This is a genomic window from Halorubrum sp., from assembly GCF_046498025.1.
Taxonomy (GTDB): Archaea; Halobacteriota; Halobacteria; order Halobacteriales; family Haloferacaceae; genus Halorubrum.
Window position 1 is genome coordinate 15460 of the sequence record NZ_JAWOBM010000067.1, and the last position, 18058, is coordinate 33517.

Sequence of the window (18058 nt, forward strand, 5' to 3'; positions counted from 1 at the left end):
GTCGACAGTATTATATCTACAGTCTGTATTGCGGAAGCCGTGACTGTTGTACTCGACAGAGGTCGCCTCGTGGACGCGATGGAAACGCAGGCGACGATCGGCAGCACCGAGGACGGCGGACTCCACCGGCTAGCGCTCACGGATGCCGACAAAGCCGCTCGAGACTGGTTCGTCGACCAACTGCGGGAACTGGACCTGACGGTCCGGATCGACGAGTTCGGTAACGTGTTCGGTCGTCGCCCGGGGACGGATCCGGACGCGGACCCCGTGCTCGTCGGATCCCACTTGGATTCACAGCCGAACGGCGGAATTTACGACGGTCAGTTGGGCGTCGTCGCGGCGCTCGAGCTGCTTCGAACGCTCCGCGACGAGCAGCGCGAAACGGCGCATCCGATAGAGATCGTCAACTGGACCAACGAGGAGGGGTCCCGCTTCCAGCCGGGGCTTCAGGGAAGCGGGGTCTGGTCCGGCGAGTTCGATTTACAGGCCGAGTACGAGCGGACAGATCGCGACGGGGTCCGCCTGCTCGACGAGTTGGAACGGATCGGATATCGGGGCGATGCCCCGGCGGAACCTGCCGAGGAGTACGAGGCGTACTACGAACTCCACATCGAGCAGGGGCCGTATCTCGAGGAAAGCGGGAGCGATGTCGGCGTCGTCACGGGGGTCGTCGGACTCTCGTGGGGGGAGGTGACGTTCAGCGGCGAAGCCAACCACGCGGGAAGCACGCCGATGCACCTGCGGTACGACGCCAGCGTGCCGGCCGCAGAACTCCTCGTCAATATCAGACGGCTCCCGGGGGCACTCGGGGAGCGAACGGTTGGAACGGTCGGGTCGGTCGCCGTCGAGCCGGACTCGATCAACATCATTCCGGAGACTGCCACCGTCACGTGGGACGTCCGCGATCCCTCGGATGACGTCCTCGATCGAGCCATCGACCGGTTGTCCGAGGAAGCGCGCGCGGCGGCGGTGAGAGAGGGAGTCGAACACGAAGTCGAAGAGACCGCTCGGACCGCGAGCGTCGAGTTCGACGACCGATGCGTCGAGACGGTCCAGCACGTCGCCGATGAGTTCGGCTACGAGACCCTGCGCCTGCTCAGCGGCGGCAACCACGACGCGTCTCACCTGACCGACGTCTGTGACACGGGAATGGTGTTCGCGGTCAGCGAGGACGGAAAGAGTCACACTCCTCAGGAGTACACGAGTTGGGACGACTGTTATCGGGCCGCGAACACCGTCGCGAACGCCGTGCTCGCGACGGCCACCACTGATGCGTAACCGGTCTCGATTGAATCCCGTCGTCGAACTGGGCGCAGCGTAACGGGTTCGACAGACAGGGTCACCCTCCGCCGCGGAACGCGAACGCAGAGACGTGTTGACCCGCGTCCACGGTGCGGACTCACTCGCTCGCGAGCGTCTCAGCGATGCCGTGGCTCCACCGGATAACGTCCTCGTCAGCGTCGAAGCGACCCGAGAACTGAACGCCGAGGGGGAGCCCCTCGTCGGTCTCGCTCGCCGGGACTGTCACCGTCGGTAGCCCGGCGTGCGTCCAAGGGAGGTTCATGACTGGATCGCCGGTGCTATCGATCCCCTCCGGAGCCGGTCCCGGAGCGGGAGGCGCAATCCACAGGTCGAGCCCGTGTCGATCCATCAGCGCCGTCAGGTCGGCGCGAAGCTCATCGCGGCTCCGCCGTCCGACCGCGACAGTCTCCATCGTCGCTTCCATTCCCTCCGATATCAGCTCGCTCGTCTCGTCGGCGTACTCGTCGCCGTGCACCCGATACCAGTCCTCGTGTGCGACGGCGGCATCGGCGGCGACGAGCCGTTGGTGTCGCTCATTGACCGCGTCGATATCCGCCATTGCATCGACCCGAACCACGTCGTATCCCGCCGCGACCAACCGGTCGAGATGCTCCTCAAACGCTTTCAGACCGGTGTCCGACGCCTGTTCGAGGTAGGGACCGTCCGGAACGCCGATGGTCGGCGTCGTCGACGGCGGCGGTAACGGTCGCCACCCGTCACACAGCAGGGACGCCACGAGCGCGGTTCCCTCCGTGTCCTGAGTAAACGTCCCCACGTGGTCGACGGACGTCGACAGCGGAATGACACCGTCAGTCGAAATGCGCCCGAAGGTCGGTTTGTATCCGACGACCCCACAGAACGCCGCTGGCCGGATCACCGATCCGATCGTCTGCGTTCCGAACGCGACCGGGCAGAGCCCCGCCGCGACCGCCGCCGCCGACCCGCTGCTCGATCCACCCGGGGTCCGCCCCGTGTCGTGCGGGTTCCGCGTCGGACCGGGTGACATGTGTGCGAACTCGGTCGTCACCGTCTTCCCGAACACGAGCGCGCCTGCGTCCCGAAGCGCGGAGACCGAAGCGGCCTGTTCGCCGGTAAGCGTTTCCGGCGGCAGCGCCGATCCGGCTCGCGTCGGCAGCTCGTCGACGTGGAAGATGTCCTTTACTCCGACGGGAACCCCGTACAGGGGCGGTCTGTCAGCCGGATCCGGGTACCGCTCGGCGAGTGCAGCCGCGTCCTCCCTCAGACGATCCCATCGACCGTCCTCGGGGACGAGGGACTCAATTTCGGGCTCGACCGCGCTCACCCGGTCCGCGAGTTCGTCAAGATACCCGTCGAGGTCGATTCGTCCGCTTCGCAGCTGGTCCGCAGTGTCCGCCAGGGGCTCGTGGTACAACACGAACCTAGGTGTTCCGTCAGCGCATCTATATCGATCGGTATGACGAAGTATTGCCGATCGAGGCCGCGTCGAGGCACCGCCGACATCGACCGACGCCAGTGCGGAACCGACCCACTCGACCGCCTGGTCTCGCGTGAGGCGCCGACAGCCCGTCCGGTCGGCCCGGTACAGCTATATCGAGGTCCGCTTGTATATCGAGTCATGGACACACGCCGTCCCGAGGACCTGCGGTTCCTCTCACAGGGCGAGACGATCGACGCGGGTGCGACCGACGCGACCCGGTGCGTCGACCGGATGGAACGCGTCTTCGAACTGTACCATCGGGACCGCGTCGTCATGGGTGAACGCGGTCATTATCTGCACGGTCACATGACGACGTTTCCGGACGGGCTCGCCGAACCCGATGCCGGGCGAGTACGGGCCGGGAGCCGTTTCGGTGCGATGCCGGCGTACGTCGGCGGCGAGATCGACTCCGTCGGCGTCAAATGGTACGGCTCTGTCACGGCTCGCCCCGACGAGGACGCGCCGCCGCAGTCGGGCCCGATACTCGTTCTGAGCGACCCCGAGACGGGGCGACCGTTGGTGCTGATGGACGCGGGAGTCGTGAGCACCATGCGAACGGGCGCGATGGCGGCGCTTGGAGCGAAGCACCTCCAAGGAGACCGTGCGAGGACGGCGGCGATACTCGGCCCGGGAGCGAACGGACAGGCGGCGGCACTCTCGCTAGACGGCGCGCTGGAGTCGCTAGAGGAGATACGGATTCACCACCCCGAAGCGTGGAAAGCGGAGGCGTTTCGCGACGCGATGGACGAGCGCGTCACCGCGAGGGTCACTCCGACCGACTCTCCGAAGACCGCCGTCACCGGCGCCGACGTCGTCGTGGCCGCGGCGTCACGGCCCCCGGCGCCGAGGCTCGATGCCTCGTGGTTGGCGGCGGACTCGACAGTGATTCAGTTGGGGGACCTGGACGTCGATCTAGACGCGTTCGACGACGACCGGATCGTCTGCGACGTCGCACGCCACCCTCTGGAGTTCGAACGGCAGGTGGGCTGGACGTTCACTCGCGCGTTCGCCGCTGCGGTCGAGGACGACGAGGGCGGTTTCGACCTCGCCGACGTCCGAACGCTCCACGAAATCGTCGGGGGAGCGGACACGGCTCCGACCGAGGGGCGGTCGATCTGCTCCTCGCTCGGATTGCCGATGGAAGACGTCGCGTGGGGCGCCGAGGTGTACCGAGCCGCCGTGGCCGACGGGATCGGTCGCACGCTGACGCTTCACACTGCGCCGTACTTTTCGAGGCCCTACTGAAGCCGAAAGGCGTCGCGAAATCGGCACGGACCTCCGTCGCTCGCTCGGCAGCCCGGCGCGACCGTGTGGCACGCGCTCGGCGATACTCTCGGAGTTGCGCTTACAAGTGTGCTGATCACTCGATAGGTCCCCCGGGTTGTTTTAGGCACATTATACATAGCACTTTTATTCAATGACTTTCCTGTTTCTGTTGATGGACATTGGCAAAAAAGTGGCAGATAACGTGTTCGTGAGCACAATATCTGATCAAAAGCGCATATCGTCGCTCGGCGACAGTTATATTCTCAGAAATTTCTGGGGCGGCCTCCGAAACATGTTGAGCGATCGGATGACGGCGTTCTACTTCGGGATTCTCTCGACCATCCTCCTGATGGGGGTGTTCGGGCCGGTGATCGCCCCGTACGGCGTCGAAGAGATCCACTTCAACGAACAGACCGGCGAGATGTTACGAGCGGCACCACCCTCACTCGCACACCCGTTGGGAACGACGTTTAACGGGTACGATGTACTCAGCAGGCTGCTCGTGGGCGCGCGTCCTACTGTGATTACGGGGATCATCGGCGGCGGTATGATCCTCTCGATCGGGACGGTGATCGGCGTGACCGCCGGCTACGTCGGTGGCAGAACCGAAACCGTGCTGATGCGGTTCACCGACTTCGTGTACGGCGTTCCGCTGATCCCGTTCGGCATCGTGCTCATCACCTTCCTCGGGGTCGGGTTCATTCCCTCGATCATGGTGATCGGGTTGATACTCTGGCGGGGGGCGGCCAGGGTGATCCGGGCACAGACGCTGAAAGTGAAACAGTACCCGTTCGTGCAGGTCGCCAAAGCGAGCGGAGCGAGCACACCCAGAATCATATTCAAACACATCCTTCCCAACGTGGCACCGATGGCGGTGTTCTTCCTGTCGCTCGGGGTCGGATACGCGATCATGCTTCAAGCGAGCCTCACGTTTCTCGGCGTCGCCGATCCGTTCGTTCCCTCGTGGGGGGTGATGATTCGGAACGCGTTCAACTCCGGATACATGGCAACTGCATGGTGGTGGTCGGCACCGCCCGGACTGCTGATCGCGATCACGGTCCTTGCGACGTTTATGTTCGGACGCGGCTACGAGGGCGGCGACGAAACGGCAGATAACAACGCGATCGCTGCCTAACATGAGTGATCCACTACTCGAAATTGACGATCTCACGGTACAGTACGAGACCGACGGCGGCATGCTCACGGCCGTGTCGAACGCGTCTTTCACCATCTCCGAAGGCGAGTTCTTCGGGCTCGCCGGGGAGTCCGGCTCCGGGAAGAGCACGCTCGCGAAGTCGGTCATCGGCGGCTTGGACGATAACGGGCAGATATCGGCCGGCTCGATCAAGTACCGCGGCGAGGAGATACAGGACCTGTCGGAGAGCGAACTCAGCGAACGGATCCGCTGGAAGGAGATCTCGTGGATCCCGCAGGGTGCGATGAGCAGCCTCGACCCGCTCCAGCGGGTCAGCGACCAAGCACTGGAGATCGGAAACGTCCATACGGACCTGCCGGACGAGGAGATCCGTGAGAAACTCAAGGAAACGTTCGACATCGTCGGACTTCAGGAGAGCCGGATTGACAACTACCCACACCAGTTCTCCGGCGGGATGCAACAGCGTGCGATCATCGCGCTCGCGCTGTTCCTCGAGCCGGAACTTGTGATCGCCGACGAGCCGACGACCGCGCTCGACGTGATCATGCAAGACCAGATCTTCAAGTACCTCGATCGGATGAAAGCGGAGCTCGACGTGAGCGTCCTGTTGATCACCCACGACATCAGCGTGATCTTCGAGTCCTGTGACAGCGTCGCCATCATGCACGCCAGTCAGATCGCAGAGCGCGGCACCACGGATGCGGTACACGCCAACCCCCGGCATCCCTACGCGTTCATGTTCAAAGAGGCGTTTCCCGACATCCGAGAGCCGAAACGCGAACTGGAGGTTATCGAGGGCCATCCGCCCGAACTGATGGGCGATGTCGATTTCTGTAGCTTCGCCGACCGGTGTCCGTGGGCCGCTCCCGAGTGTCGGGCCGGCGCTCCCCCGAGCGAACCGGTCAACGACGACGACGCGAGCCACGTGACCGCCTGCGTCCGGAAGGACGAGGCGTACGAGCTGTACCAGTCCGAGGCGGCTCCTACCCAGGGCGAGACCGGCGGACAGAGCGTCACGCAGATGGGGGAGGTGGACTGATCATGAGCGCGGACCAGCCCGTACTGGAGATCAACAACCTCAAAAAGTACTTCGAGGGGAACAGAGACATCGTCGACGTGATAATGCGGCGTGACCCGTCGCAGATCCAAGCGGTCGACGGCGTCTCGATGACCCTCGAAGAGAACGAGTCCGTCGCCGTTATCGGCGAGAGCGGTTGCGGGAAATCGACGCTGTTGCGCACGCTCATCGGTCTGCATGACAGCTCCGCCGGCGACATCGTCTACAAGGGGACCCCGGTTTCCGAGTTCCATAAAGCCGACTGGAAGGAGTACCGCCGCAACGTCCAGGTGATCTTTCAGGACCCGTTCAACTCGCTGAATCCGAAGATGACCGTCCGGGAGTCGCTGACGGAACCGCTGAGCATCCACGGTATCGGAGACAAAGAAGAGCGCGTGAGAGACGTGCTGAAACAGGTCGAACTCCAACCGGCGGAGAAGTATCTCGACCGGAAACCGGCGAACCTCAGCGGCGGCGAGAAGCAGCGGGTCTCCATCGGGCGCGCGCTAATTCTCGACCCGGACGTCATACTGGCTGACGAGCCGGTCTCGATGCTCGACGTCTCCACGCAGGCCGCGGTGTTGACGATGATGAAGGACCTTATCAACGACTTCGGGGTGTCGATGATCTACATCTCACACGACCTGTCGACGGTGTCGTACATCGCCGAATCGGTCAAGGTGATGTACCTCGGCCGCTTCGTCGAGTCGGCGGGGACGAAAGCGCTCCTTCGGGATCCGAAACACCCGTACACGAAGGCCCTCGTCTCCGCGATCCCCGTTCCCGATCCGACCTACGACAGGGAACGAACCGAGATGTCGGGCGCGCCGCGAGACCCGATCGATATCGGCGAGGGATGTCGCTTCCGCGACCGATGTCCCGAGGTCATTCCCCCGGACGACATCGAGATCGACCAGCAGGCCTATCGGGAGATCACCTCGTTCCGTCAGTTCCTCGAGCGCGAGGAGGTGGGACTCGATCGGATCAAAAACATCGTCGACGAGGATGAGCGCACGGCCTTGGTCGACGCGATCCAGAGCGAGTACTTCGACGAACCGCTCTCCGGTAAGAACGAATCGACGCTACGGGCGGCGCTCACATCGCTGGCCGAGGGAAACAAGGATATCGCGATCGACAGCCTGCAAGAGCGGTTCGGGAGCGTCTGTGAAACGACGCCGCCTGAAGTCGAGCCCGAACCGGGGTGGCACGTCGCGTGTCACCACCACGCAAATGCGGACGGCACCGCTGCGGAAGAGACTGTGCCACCAGTCGAACAATCATGAGCGAGAACATCACCGAAACGCCGGTCGAACCCGGGACACGGACAGCACGCGTAATCGACGGCCGCGACCACGGAGGGGGACGATAGATGTCGTCGCTGAGGCGGTACTTCGCCGTACGGTCGATCCAAACCGTGTTCATGCTGGCGCTCGTCATGACCGCGCTGTTCGTTCTCTTCCGTTCGATGCCGGGAGACTTCACCTCACAGATGGCGACCGCCGGGGCGAACGAGCAGGCGCTCCAAGAGATCCGCGAGCAGTGGCGACTCGACGAGCCGATATACGTCCAGTACTACCATTACATCGCGAACCTCGCGCAGGGGAACCTCGGGGAGTCCCCGGTGTACCGGGTCGACGTCTGGGAGTTCACGAAGATGCGCATCTTCAACACGTTCATCCTGGTCGCTCCGGCGATGACGTTCACGTACGCTCTCGGAGCGGTGATCGGAACAATCGCTGGGAGCAACCGCGGAAGTAAATTCGAGCGGTTCGGCACGATCCCGGTCATCGGAGCGGGGTCGTCTCCGGCGTTCTTTACCGCGATCATCCTGATCGTCGTGTTCGCAGTCTGGTTGGACATCTTCCCGACGTCAGGGATGCTCTCATCGGGCTCACACGAGGAGGTCCAGTGGTGGGAGCCGTACCTGACGCGTGACTTCGCGATCCATTACATTCTCCCGTTCACGGCGATCGTCGCTCGCTACCTGTTCATCCCGGCGCTGATCATGCGGAACAGCGTCGTCGAGGTGATGGGGGAAGACTTCACTGAGTACTACCGGCTGACCGGGCTCCCGACGATGACCCGCCTCCGCCACATCGCGAAGCACGCCAGCATTCCGGTCATCACGATCTACCCCGTTTCGCTCGCACGTGCGCTCGGCGGACTCGTGCTCATCGAAACGGTATTCAATTGGCCCGGGATCGGATTCACGCTCGTCGAGGCGGTGCTCGCACGGGACTATCCGACGGTACAGTTCGTGTTCTTCGTGGTGGCGGCGTTCGTCATCATCTCGAACTTCGTCGTCGACCTCGTGTACGGGGTGATCGATCCGCGGATCCGCCTCGAGGGGTAACGCGGCTCGGCGGGGGGGGTTCCGAGGGCCGACCAGCGGCGACGCCGACATTTATTTAAATATCATAAATTACAGTGTATGCCCGCAGTCTAGCGGTTTTAACCCAAAGATTTATATTAAAACGCTCTATCTCACTTGGTATGGCTGCTCATAGCAAGCAGGCTGACGACAGTGGAGAATCGATCGACCGGAGAACCGTCTTACAGGCACTCAGCGGTGCGGCCGCGGTCGGTCTCGCGGGCTGTTCCGGTGACGAGTCCTCCGCCGACCTCGGCGAACGCGTCTCCACGATTCAGATGGAGTACTGGTCCGATTACGGTGGCTTCACCACCACGCAGGAACAGATGGCCCCGCTCATTCGGCAGGGGATCGAAGGGCTCGGCGCTGAGGTTGACGTCGTTCCCAAGGACCTCGGAACGCAGACGGGGCAAATGGCGAACGACGAGAACCGAGATAACAACATCTCGTTCACGTGGTGGGTCCCCGCCGCCGACCGGCTCGATCCGCAGGAGCTGTTGAACAACATGCGGCTCGACTGGGCGGGAGCCAACGGAAAGAGCAACACGTCGAACTATGTCGACTGCGAGTACACCACCCGGCTCATCGAACAGACCGAGGCGGAGACCCCGGAAGAGCGTCAGGATGGGCTCCACGAAACGATCGCCTACATGTCAGAGGACTGTGCGATCGACAACCTCTGTCCGGTCGCGAACATCGGGGCCTGGCGGACGGACATGGTGGAGATCGATGGCGTCGGGACCGGCGGTCTCGCCCGCTCGAACGCGGAGTGGATCTTCAAATCTGAACTGATGGAGGACGGAGAGCTCATCGTCGGGATAGACCCGATCGCGACGGAAACGACCAACTGGATGACGCACACCGCCTCGATGCCGGAAGCCATGTGGCAACACATGATACACTCGCCGATCCACAAGTACAACGAGGACTACGAGGTCGTCGAGCTTCTCGGCTCCGTCGACGTCGTAGACAGTCGAGAGATCGTCGTTGAGCTGTTCGACGACGCGGCCTTCACCAACGGCGATCCGGTAACCGCAGAGGACGTGAAATTCACCTTCGAGCAGATACTCCGCGGCGGCGACGCGGGGGCATACCCCGGGGCGGCCCCCGTCCCGTACGATGCGATTGAGGCCGTCGACGAGCAAACGGTGCGGTTCACGTTCACCGAGCCGTACATTCCGTTCGCCGAGACGACGCTCATGCGGTGGGGGATCCTCCACAAGGAGTCGTTCGAGGAAGTCGGCGCGGTCGAGTCTCCCGGGGACGCGAGCTTCGAGACCCCCATCGTCTCGTCGGGGCCGCTCGAAGTCACGTCGATCGAACAGGGACAGCGCGTCGTCACCGAGCCCCACGACGGTCACCCGCAGTACGAGGCGGCGCAGCCGGTGATATTCGAGGCCTACCGAAACGAGGAATCGATGATCAACGCGTTGCAAGCCGGAGAGGCGCACATCGGCGTCGAGATCTCTCCACCGAACGCAAAGCGTGTGAACGAGGAGATAGAGAACACGGAGGCCCGGTTCGAGGGGACGCACACCTCGTACAACCTCCAGTACGTCTGCCACACGGCGCCGTGTAAGTTCACGGAGTTCCGCAAGGCCGTGGGCGCCTCGGTCAACCGGGATCAGCTGGTGAGCACCGCGTTCGACGGTCGGGTCGAACCGGACATGTTCCCGACGTACATCTCCGAGAATCATCCGATGTTCCCGCCGGAAGACATGCTCTACGAGCATCCCGACTCGAGTGGCGATATGGAGGCCGCACGCGCGATGCTGGAAGAGGAGGGATGGGGCTGGGACTCCGACGGGAATCTCCACTACCCGCAGGACGCCGACCTCGAACCGCTCTGGCCGGAGGGCGAGGTTCCCTCGGCTGAGCAGTTCCCCTGCATCGAGGAACTCGGGCTCGATCCCTGACCGATTCGACTGACACCATCCAAATGAACTCCCGTTCGACACCCGCTCCGAAAGATCGATGACAACCACATCAGAGACCGTCGACGACCTGATAACGTCCGGTACGTTCGAGACCACGCCGGACGGGCTCACGCTGAGCGACGAGTTCCGGGCGACCGTCTCCGAGCGACGGGCTCGGATCGCTGACGGCCGCGATGACGCGCTCGATGAACTGCCGGCGGCCCTGCGAACGGCCGACGTCGATCCCGAGCTCCTGGCGACGTACGAGGCGTTGCGCGAGCGCGAACCGGGCCTCTCGTCGACACAGGCGATCGTCACGTCGGTGCTGATCGATTCGTCCGCGCCGGGAAGCCCGCCCGTGTCGGGCGTCCCCGAGGGGTTCCTTCCCGTGCACGGCGGGGACGCCGTTCGTCTGGTCCGCCTCTGTGACCGCTGCGTCGTCTACGTGTGGCGTGATGACTGTCCGCCGTGTGACGCCGTTCGTTCGACGCTGAGTGACGTGTTCGGCGAGGACCCGCCGGGCAAGGTCCTCGCATTAGCGGTGTACGGCCCGGACTGTGCGGCTCGCCTGCAGGAGGCGTACGACGTTGTCGCGGGACCGACGACGTTGTTCACCCTCGACGGACGCGTCGATTCGCGGTTCGTGGGCGTCGCCGACGAGGAGACGGTCGGCCGCGAGATCAGGACGTTGCAAGAGCGATCATCGTCTCGCTGAGTCGAACCGATCCGGCGCGAACGGCCGGACCGGCGGACCCACGAGTCGGATCGGGGCCCACCGATCGGCCCCCGGCGAGTTCCCGTGACATTCCGACCGATCCGTTCGAGACCGGTTCATGATGTCGCGCCGTTTCGCCGAATACGACGTGCTCGTCCTCGTCTCGCTCATCTGGTTCCTCGGGAAGTTTGTTCGGTACGTGTTCCCGCCGCTGTTCGAGCGACTCCAGCTGACGTACGGGGTCAGCAACGCGGCGATCGGAAGCGCATTCACCGGGTTCATGATCGTGTACGCGCTCATGCAGTTTCCGAGCGGCGTCGTGGCCGACCGGCTCGGATCGGTGCGCGTCGTCAGCGGCGGCGCCGCCGTCGCGGGGTGCGGCGCGCTCACGCTGGTCGTCGACTCACCGTTTCCGGTTCTCGTGGGGGCGATGCTCGTGATCGGTGCCGGTACGGGCGTCCACAAGACGGTGGCGGTCAGACTCATCACGCACACCTACCCGGCGCGAAAGGGCCGCGTGCTCGGTATCCACGACACCCTCGGCGCGTTCGGTGGGGTACTCGCGCCGGCGGCGGTCGTGGCCTTCCTGTCGGCTCCGCGCGCGCTGGCGCGGCTGCTCGACGGGCTCCCGAGCGCCGACTGGCGGGGCATCTTTCTGCTTACCGGTGTCGCCGCGCTCGGACTCACGGTCGCCTTCGGGCGCCGATTCCGCGGACAGCCGTCGGACGCCAACGGGCGTTCCGACGGCGAAGGCTCTGAGCCGGAACCTGGATTAGTCACCTATCTCGCGCTGTTCCGTGAGTGGCGCTTCAGCGCGTTCGTGTTCGTCGTCATCGGTGTGTCGTTCGTGCACAACGGGCTCGTCGCGTTTCTCCCGCTGTATCTCTCGCAGGTCTCGGGCCTGACGACGACCACCGCGAGCCTGCTGTACTCGGTGTTCTTCTGGGTGACCTTCGTCCAGCTCGTGACGGGCGAGTTCTCCGACCGCCTCGGTCGGCTCCCGCTGATGGTCGCAACTAGCGGGATCGCGACCATCGCGATATCGGGGATCGTCCTCGCGCCCGAGGCGAGGACGGTCACGCTCGGCGTGCTGATCGCCGTCGTTGGCGTCGGCGCACACGGATTCAATCCGGTACGCGGGGCGTACCTGATGGAACTCCTCCCCCGACGCGTCTCCGGGGGCGGACTGGGTGCCGTTCGATCCCTACTGATGGGCGTCAGCGCGCTCGCGCCGGGAGTGGTCGGCGTTATCACCGACGTCGCGGACTTCCGCGTCGCGTTCGGGATCCTCGCAGTCGTGATCGCGCTCTCGACGCTCGGCGTCGCCGGCCTCTGGCTGACTGAGCCGTGATTGCCGACGGCCGCGTTCGCTCCGGTCGGTGCCGAGGGATCACTCTCCCGTGGCCCGAGAACCCGGGGCTTCAGCTCATGAACAGCCGACGATCGGCTCGTTCGTGTTCGGCCGAGAGCACGTCTATCAGCGGTGTAAACGGCGTCATCTCGTCGAGCGTGCGCGCCGCGCTGTCGTCGACGGCCTCCCGCATCGTCGGTCGGAGGTCGTCGAGTACTCGTTGCGCGTCCGTGTGTCCGACCGACAAGAGCCGCTGGGCGGCGCCGAGGAGTCCGGTCACGAAGCCGTGACAGCACACCGCACAGGTGTCATCCACGTCGATATCGGCGTCTCCAGCGATAGCCCCGAGGACGACGGCGTAGTTACCCGCCGCGTCGCCATCGTCGACGCGATCGGCGTACCGATCCAGCAACGGCGACGCCCGGAGCTCGCGCTGCACAGAGAGCAGACGGGCGCCCGACCGCTCCGCGCTCGTCCGGAACTCGGCCGACAGCGTGATAGACTCGAGGCGCCGGTCCGCGTCCCGGATGCCCGAAACGTCGTCCTCGAAGGCGGCCGCGTGCGCGGCCCGTAACGCAACGAGGTCGGCCGGTCCGACCTGGTTCCGGAGGTACGTCTCCAGGAGCGCTCGAAGGTCGGCGACGCTCTCGACGCGGTCGTCCGCGACGAACTGCTCGAGCCCGTACGAGAGGGAGTTCGTACCGACTGGGAGAAACGAGTCGGCGAGCCGGAACGTTTCGAGACTCACCTGCTCACTCATCGGCTCCCTCCTCGACCGTGCCGACATCGCGACCGTGTGTGTGGCCGGTGCCTCCCGTACCGCCGTGCGAGTGGGCGTGGCTGTCGTCGGGGGTACTGTTGTCGAAAATCGTCGGTGAGACCCGCTCGAACCGCGTCGTCGCGCCCTCGGGGAGCTCGTTCGTGACGGCTTCGAGCGCCCGCTTGCGCGTGTCGGGGACCTGAAACACGGCGTCACCGTCTCGAACGGCGAGTTTCCAGTGTCGGTTGCCGACCGCGTGCCCGAAACGCACGGCCGCGGTCGGGGAGACGTCGTCGAACTCGACGACGAGCGCATCGACCGCGGCCAATTCGACGACCACCAACTCCCCCGACTCCGTCTCGATGACGTCGCCGTCTCCGAGCTCTCTGGAAACGACGATACCGAGGTCCTGCCCGTCAGCCGTCTCCGTACGCACCCTTGACCGACGTCGATCGGTGTCCGAGAGCGTGACGCGGTGAACGACGCTATTTCCGAGGCGCTCGGCAACGGAGAGCTCGTCGCGATTCCCCACGTACCGTTCGGCGACGAGCATCAGTACTTCCTCCCCGATGGCGCGGGACTCTCCAGCACTTCCCGACGGGTACGGCGCCACGCGGCGTGCAGGGCGGCCCGCGTCGTCTCGGCGCGGTCACCGAGCGCGCGCACGGTGACACCGGCTCCGTTCGGGAGTTCGGTCGCGGCGGCCCGCGCTTCGCAGTCAGCCACGGCCGCGTGGAGCACGTCACTCAGCGCCCCCGCGTCGCGGTCGGGCGCAACGGCGAACAGCACTCCGTAAACGTCGTGATCGCCGAGGACGCCCGGGACGTTCAGCGATCCGTCCGTCGGTGCGAGATCGGTCGTGTCCTCGAAGAGGAGGCCGTCGGGTCCCTCGACGCGAACCCGCGACAGGTACCGCTCGAACTCGAATCGCTCGCCGCGCGCGAGCCGGCCCGGAACGACGATCTCCGCCAGAACAGCGGTCGCGCCGTCGTCGAGGGTGAGCACGAGGTCGGCGTGGTAACGGGCGTCGGCGTGGAGGATAGTCGGCTCCGGAACGTAGTCCAAGTGGCCCGCAGAGCCCACCGACAGGGCGGTGTCGGCCGCCGCGTAGTTACGTCGCATCGACTGGACCTTCGTCGAACTCTGCGTGGTGACGTGAGCGAGGGCGCCCGCCCCGACCCGGACGTCGATGTCGTGCCGGTCGCCTTGGGCGACGCCGCCGGTCGGTGACTGGACGAAGACGGTCGCCACGTCCGGGTTCGGGTCGTGTTCGAGCGTTCCCGACACGTGGAACGGGACCGTCGCGTAGTCCTCGACGAGCGCGGTCCCGCCGTCCGTCCTCTCGAACACCAGCCTCAACACACCGTCTTTTCCCGGCGATCCGACCGCCGCCTGTGAGAGCGGCTCTGCGGCGTATCCCTCGAACGAGGGATGTGGGGCGTCGGCCGCCATCAGGCGAACAGCACTCCGTCGCGGACGTGGTCGAGCACCCTGGCGATTCCGTCCTCAGTCTTACAGTCGGTGAAGACGAACGGACCGTCCCGGACCGACCGGGCGTCGCGTCTCATCACCTGGAGGTCGGCGTCCACGTACGGTGCGAGGTCGGTCTTGTTGATGACGAGTAGGTCGCAGTCGACGACCCCGGGGCCGCGCTTCCGAGGGATATCGTCGCCCTCTGCGACGCTGATCACGTACAGCGAGTAGTCCGCGAGCTCTGGATCGAACGTCGCGGCCAGGTTGTCCCCACCGCTCTCAATCAGCACGAGGTCCAGCTCCGGGTGTTCGACGAGGAACGAATCGATCTGCTGGAGGTTCATCGACGGGTCCTCACGAATGCCCGTATGGGGGCATGCGCCGGTCTCTACGCCGGCGACGAGACTCTCCGGAACGACGCCCTCGAACCGGTCGCGCAGTCGATTCGCGTCCTCCTGTGTGAGGATGTCGTTCGCGATGACCCCGACGTCCAACCCGGCCTCGCACAACTGCGGGACGAGCTTCGTCAGCAGCGACGTCTTCCCCGACCCGACCGGCCCACCGATCCCGACGGTCGCAACATCTCGATGTGTCGGACTCATTTGCCGGACCGGTCCTCCTCTCCGTCCGCGCTCTGGACGCTGTCCGACCGGATCGGGTGGTGAATGGTAACGAGCTTTGTCCCGTCGGGAAACACCGGTTCGACCTGGATCATGTCTATCATTTCGGGGACCCCGTCCATCACGTCATCGCGGCCGAGCAGCTGCGCGGCTTCCGACCGAATCGTCGCGACGGACTCGCCCTCGCGAGCGCGCTCGATACACCAGTCGCTAATGTACGCGACTGCCTCCGGGTGGTTCAACACGACGCCGCGTTCCTTGCGCCGCCGTGCGACCGCCGCGGCGGTGAAGACCGTGAGTCGCTCCTCTTCTTTGGGTGTGAGTTTCATTGGTTAGATCAGGTATCGCTGTGCGAGCGGGAGTTCCGACGACGGTTCGCAGGTCACGTGTTCGCCGTCGACGGTCACCTCGAAGGTCTCCGCGTCGACCTCGATGTCGTCCGGACAGAACTCGTTGTGTAGCATGTCGCCTTTCGTCGGCGTTCGGGTCCCCTCGACCGGGACGACCGGCGTCTGCAGACCGTACTCCTCGTCGACGCCGGCCTCAGCGGCGGCCGGCGACACGAACGACAACGAAAGGGCGTGTTTCGCCGCTCCTTTGGCGCCGGCGCGCTCTCGCTGAACGATCGGCTCACACGTCATCAGCGAGCCGTTGGCCTCTCCCATCTCCGAGTGGACCGGAAAGCCGCTCTTGAACGTCATCGCGGGCTTGATCCCGAAGAACGCCGGGTCCCACAGACAGACGTCCGCCATCTTCCCCGGCTCGAGGGTCCCGACGTACTCGTCGATGCCGGCGGAGACGGCCGGGTTGATCGTGTACTTGGCGAGGTACCGCTCGATCCGGTAGTTATCGGCACCGGTTCCCTCGTCCTCGGGGAGTCGGCCGCGCTGTGCTTTCATCTTCGAGGCGGTCTGCCACGTTCGCGTGACGACCTCGGCGACGCGACCCATCGCCTGGGCGTCGGAGGTCATCATCGAGATCGCTCCCATGTCGTGGAGCACGTCCTCGGCGGCGATGGTCTCCGAACGGACGCGCGATTCCGCGAACGCGACGTCCTCGGGAACGTCCGGATTCAGGTGGTGACACACCATCACCATGTCGAGGTGCTCGTCGAACGTGTTGTCCGTGTACGGCATCGACGGGTTCGTCGACGACGGGAGCATGTTCGCTTCGCCGACCATCTCCATGATGTCCGGGGCGTGGCCGCCCCCCGCGCCCTCGATGTGAAACAGGTGCATCGTCCGGCCGTCCACCGCTTCGAAGGTGTTCTCGAGGAAGCCGGCCTCGTTGAGCGTGTCCGTGTGCATACACACCTGCACGTCCTCCTCCTCGGCGACGGAGAGCGCTGTGTCGATGGTCTCGGGCGTCGATCCCCAATCCTCGTGGAGTTTGAGCCCGCACGCGCCGGCGTCGATCTGTTCGCGTAGCGGCTCCGGGTCGGACGCGTTCCCCTTCCCGTAGAACCCGACGTTGACCGGCCACGCGTCGGCGGCCTGGAGGAACCGCTTGATGTTCTCCGGCCCCGTCGTCGTCGTCGCCGCCCCGCCGCCGTACCCGCCACCGAGCATCGTCGTGATTCCCGACGCGAGCGCGTGCTCGTGGAGTTGAGCCGAGTTCCAGTGGATGTGGATGTCCAGCCCGCCGGCGGTCGCGATCTTTCCCTCCGCGGGATAGGCGTCTGTCGAGGGCCCGACGACCATGTCTACGCCGTCCATCGTGTCAGGGTTCCCGGCCTTCCCGACCCCCGCTATCTCACCGTTCCGAATACCGATATCCCCCGCGATGACACCGAGAACGGGGTCGAGTACGGTCGCGTTCGTGATGACCCAGTCCAGCGCCCCCTCTCGTTGTGTCGTGTCGGGCGACATGCCGAGCCCGTCGCGGAGCGTTTTACCGCCGCCGAACACCGCCTCGTCGCCCCGCGTCCGGAGGTCCGCCTCGACTTTCGCAACCAACTCGGTGTCGCCGAGTCGGACCGTATCTCCCTCTGTCGGTCCGTACAGGTCCGCGTAGTTCTCGCGATCGATCTCCCTCGTCATTCGTCCGTCCCCGTGCCGTCGGCGTCGTCTCCGGCGCCGGTGTCGCTGAATCCCGCTTCCCGAGCGCGCGCCAACGCCTCGCCTGGGTCGTCGTCAACGCTCCCGTTTACGAGCCCGTTCATTCCGTGTGCACGCCGATTCCCGCCGATCGCGACGAGTTCGACGGTCCGTCGATTGCCGGGTTCGAAACGGACCGCGGTGCCCGCGGGGATGTTCAACCGCTTCCCGTATGCCGCCTCACGATCGAACTCGAGGGCGGCGTTGGCTTCGAAGAAGTGGAAGTGAGAGCCGACCTGTACGGGTCGATCGCCGGTGTTCCCGACCATCACTTCGGCCGTTTCACGACCCTCGTTTAGCACGACCGTCCCTTCGCCGGTGTCGACTTCGCCCGGAACGAGGTCCCTAGTCACGAGCCAGTCCCCGCGGTTGAGAAACGGGACTCGATCGGGAGCGTATTACCTGACACTTCAAGCATATGGGTGAATCGATTCACATACATAATAAAAGTGTTCTGCTAAAACAATATTTACGTACTCCCGCAGGAATTATATACGATATCGTAAACCACTACCG

17 protein-coding genes are annotated in these 18058 nt (G+C 64.7%); 9 read left to right on the forward strand and 8 right to left on the reverse strand.

The features are described 5' to 3' along the window. Nucleotides 1-39: 39 nt before the first annotated feature. A complete protein-coding gene (locus tag R6U01_RS12480; protein WP_410286778.1) occupies nucleotides 40-1278 on the forward strand; it encodes a Zn-dependent hydrolase in 1239 nt (412 codons plus the stop codon). A gap of 121 nt (nucleotides 1279-1399) precedes the next feature. Here the strand turns inward: R6U01_RS12480 and R6U01_RS12485 are convergent, their stop codons facing one another. Then, nucleotides 1400-2698, reverse strand: a complete 1299-nt coding sequence (locus R6U01_RS12485; RefSeq protein WP_410286779.1) for an amidase — start codon at nucleotides 2696-2698, stop codon at nucleotides 1400-1402. 201 nt (nucleotides 2699-2899) lie between these two features. On the opposite strand from R6U01_RS12485, the gene R6U01_RS12490 reads away from it, so the two are divergent. The 8 genes from R6U01_RS12490 to R6U01_RS12525 all read left to right on the forward strand — a co-directional run bounded on the left by R6U01_RS12490 (nucleotide 2900) and on the right by R6U01_RS12525 (nucleotide 12593). Then, on the forward strand, nucleotides 2900-4006 hold the full coding sequence (locus R6U01_RS12490) for a hypothetical protein (protein WP_410286780.1): 1107 nt from the start codon (nucleotides 2900-2902) through the stop codon (nucleotides 4004-4006). A gap of 193 nt (nucleotides 4007-4199) precedes the next feature. Continuing rightward, on the forward strand, nucleotides 4200-5162 hold the full coding sequence (locus tag R6U01_RS12495; protein WP_410286781.1) for an ABC transporter permease: 963 nt from the start codon (nucleotides 4200-4202) through the stop codon (nucleotides 5160-5162). A 1-nt stretch (nucleotide 5163) separates the two neighbouring features. Further along, nucleotides 5164-6222, forward strand: coding sequence for an ABC transporter ATP-binding protein (locus tag R6U01_RS12500; RefSeq protein WP_410286782.1), 1059 nt, complete (start codon nucleotides 5164-5166; stop codon nucleotides 6220-6222). A 2-nt stretch (nucleotides 6223-6224) separates the two neighbouring features. Next, complete coding sequence (locus R6U01_RS12505; protein WP_410286783.1) at nucleotides 6225-7523, forward strand: oligopeptide/dipeptide ABC transporter ATP-binding protein; 1299 nt, start codon at nucleotides 6225-6227, stop codon at nucleotides 7521-7523. 86 nt (nucleotides 7524-7609) lie between these two features. Beyond that, nucleotides 7610-8593, forward strand: a complete 984-nt coding sequence (locus tag R6U01_RS12510) for an ABC transporter permease (RefSeq protein ID WP_410286784.1) — start codon at nucleotides 7610-7612, stop codon at nucleotides 8591-8593. A gap of 140 nt (nucleotides 8594-8733) precedes the next feature. Beyond that, nucleotides 8734-10527, forward strand: coding sequence for an ABC transporter substrate-binding protein (locus R6U01_RS12515; RefSeq protein ID WP_410286785.1), 1794 nt, complete (start codon nucleotides 8734-8736; stop codon nucleotides 10525-10527). 58 nt (nucleotides 10528-10585) lie between these two features. Then, nucleotides 10586-11242: a hypothetical protein gene (locus R6U01_RS12520; RefSeq protein ID WP_410286786.1), complete on the forward strand. Its 657-nt coding sequence runs from the start codon at nucleotides 10586-10588 to the stop codon at nucleotides 11240-11242. A gap of 118 nt (nucleotides 11243-11360) precedes the next feature. Further along, nucleotides 11361-12593 carry an MFS transporter gene (locus R6U01_RS12525; protein WP_410286787.1) on the forward strand — a complete coding sequence of 411 codons (1233 nt, stop codon included), beginning with the start codon at nucleotides 11361-11363 and terminating at the stop codon, nucleotides 12591-12593. 70 nt (nucleotides 12594-12663) lie between these two features. Here the strand turns inward: R6U01_RS12525 and R6U01_RS12530 are convergent, their stop codons facing one another. The 7 genes from R6U01_RS12530 to R6U01_RS12560 are packed head-to-tail and all read right to left on the reverse strand — an operon-like array spanning nucleotide 12664 to nucleotide 17895. Then, a complete protein-coding gene (locus R6U01_RS12530; RefSeq protein WP_410286788.1) occupies nucleotides 12664-13353 on the reverse strand; it encodes an urease accessory protein UreF in 690 nt (229 codons plus the stop codon). Continuing rightward, complete coding sequence (locus R6U01_RS12535; RefSeq protein ID WP_410286789.1) at nucleotides 13346-13906, reverse strand: urease accessory protein UreE; 561 nt, start codon at nucleotides 13904-13906, stop codon at nucleotides 13346-13348. Before R6U01_RS12535 ends, R6U01_RS12530 begins: the two co-directional genes overlap by 8 nt. After that, on the reverse strand, nucleotides 13906-14805 hold the full coding sequence (locus R6U01_RS12540) for an urease accessory protein UreD (protein ID WP_410286790.1): 900 nt from the start codon (nucleotides 14803-14805) through the stop codon (nucleotides 13906-13908). The genes R6U01_RS12535 and R6U01_RS12540 overlap by 1 nt, the downstream gene beginning before the upstream one ends. After that, nucleotides 14805-15428, reverse strand: coding sequence for an urease accessory protein UreG (ureG, locus tag R6U01_RS12545; protein ID WP_410286791.1), 624 nt, complete (start codon nucleotides 15426-15428; stop codon nucleotides 14805-14807). Before ureG ends, R6U01_RS12540 begins: the two co-directional genes overlap by 1 nt. Further along, the gene (locus tag R6U01_RS12550; protein ID WP_410286792.1) at nucleotides 15425-15775 is read right to left on the reverse strand and encodes an urease subunit gamma; all 351 of its coding nucleotides are present in this window, start codon (nucleotides 15773-15775) and stop codon (nucleotides 15425-15427) included. Before R6U01_RS12550 ends, ureG begins: the two co-directional genes overlap by 4 nt. 3 nt (nucleotides 15776-15778) lie before the next feature. Next, nucleotides 15779-17485, reverse strand: coding sequence for an urease subunit alpha (gene ureC / locus R6U01_RS12555; RefSeq protein ID WP_410286793.1), 1707 nt, complete (start codon nucleotides 17483-17485; stop codon nucleotides 15779-15781). Then, nucleotides 17482-17895, reverse strand: coding sequence for an urease subunit beta (locus R6U01_RS12560; RefSeq protein WP_410286794.1), 414 nt, complete (start codon nucleotides 17893-17895; stop codon nucleotides 17482-17484). Before R6U01_RS12560 ends, ureC begins: the two co-directional genes overlap by 4 nt. Nucleotides 17896-18058 lie beyond the last annotated feature (163 nt).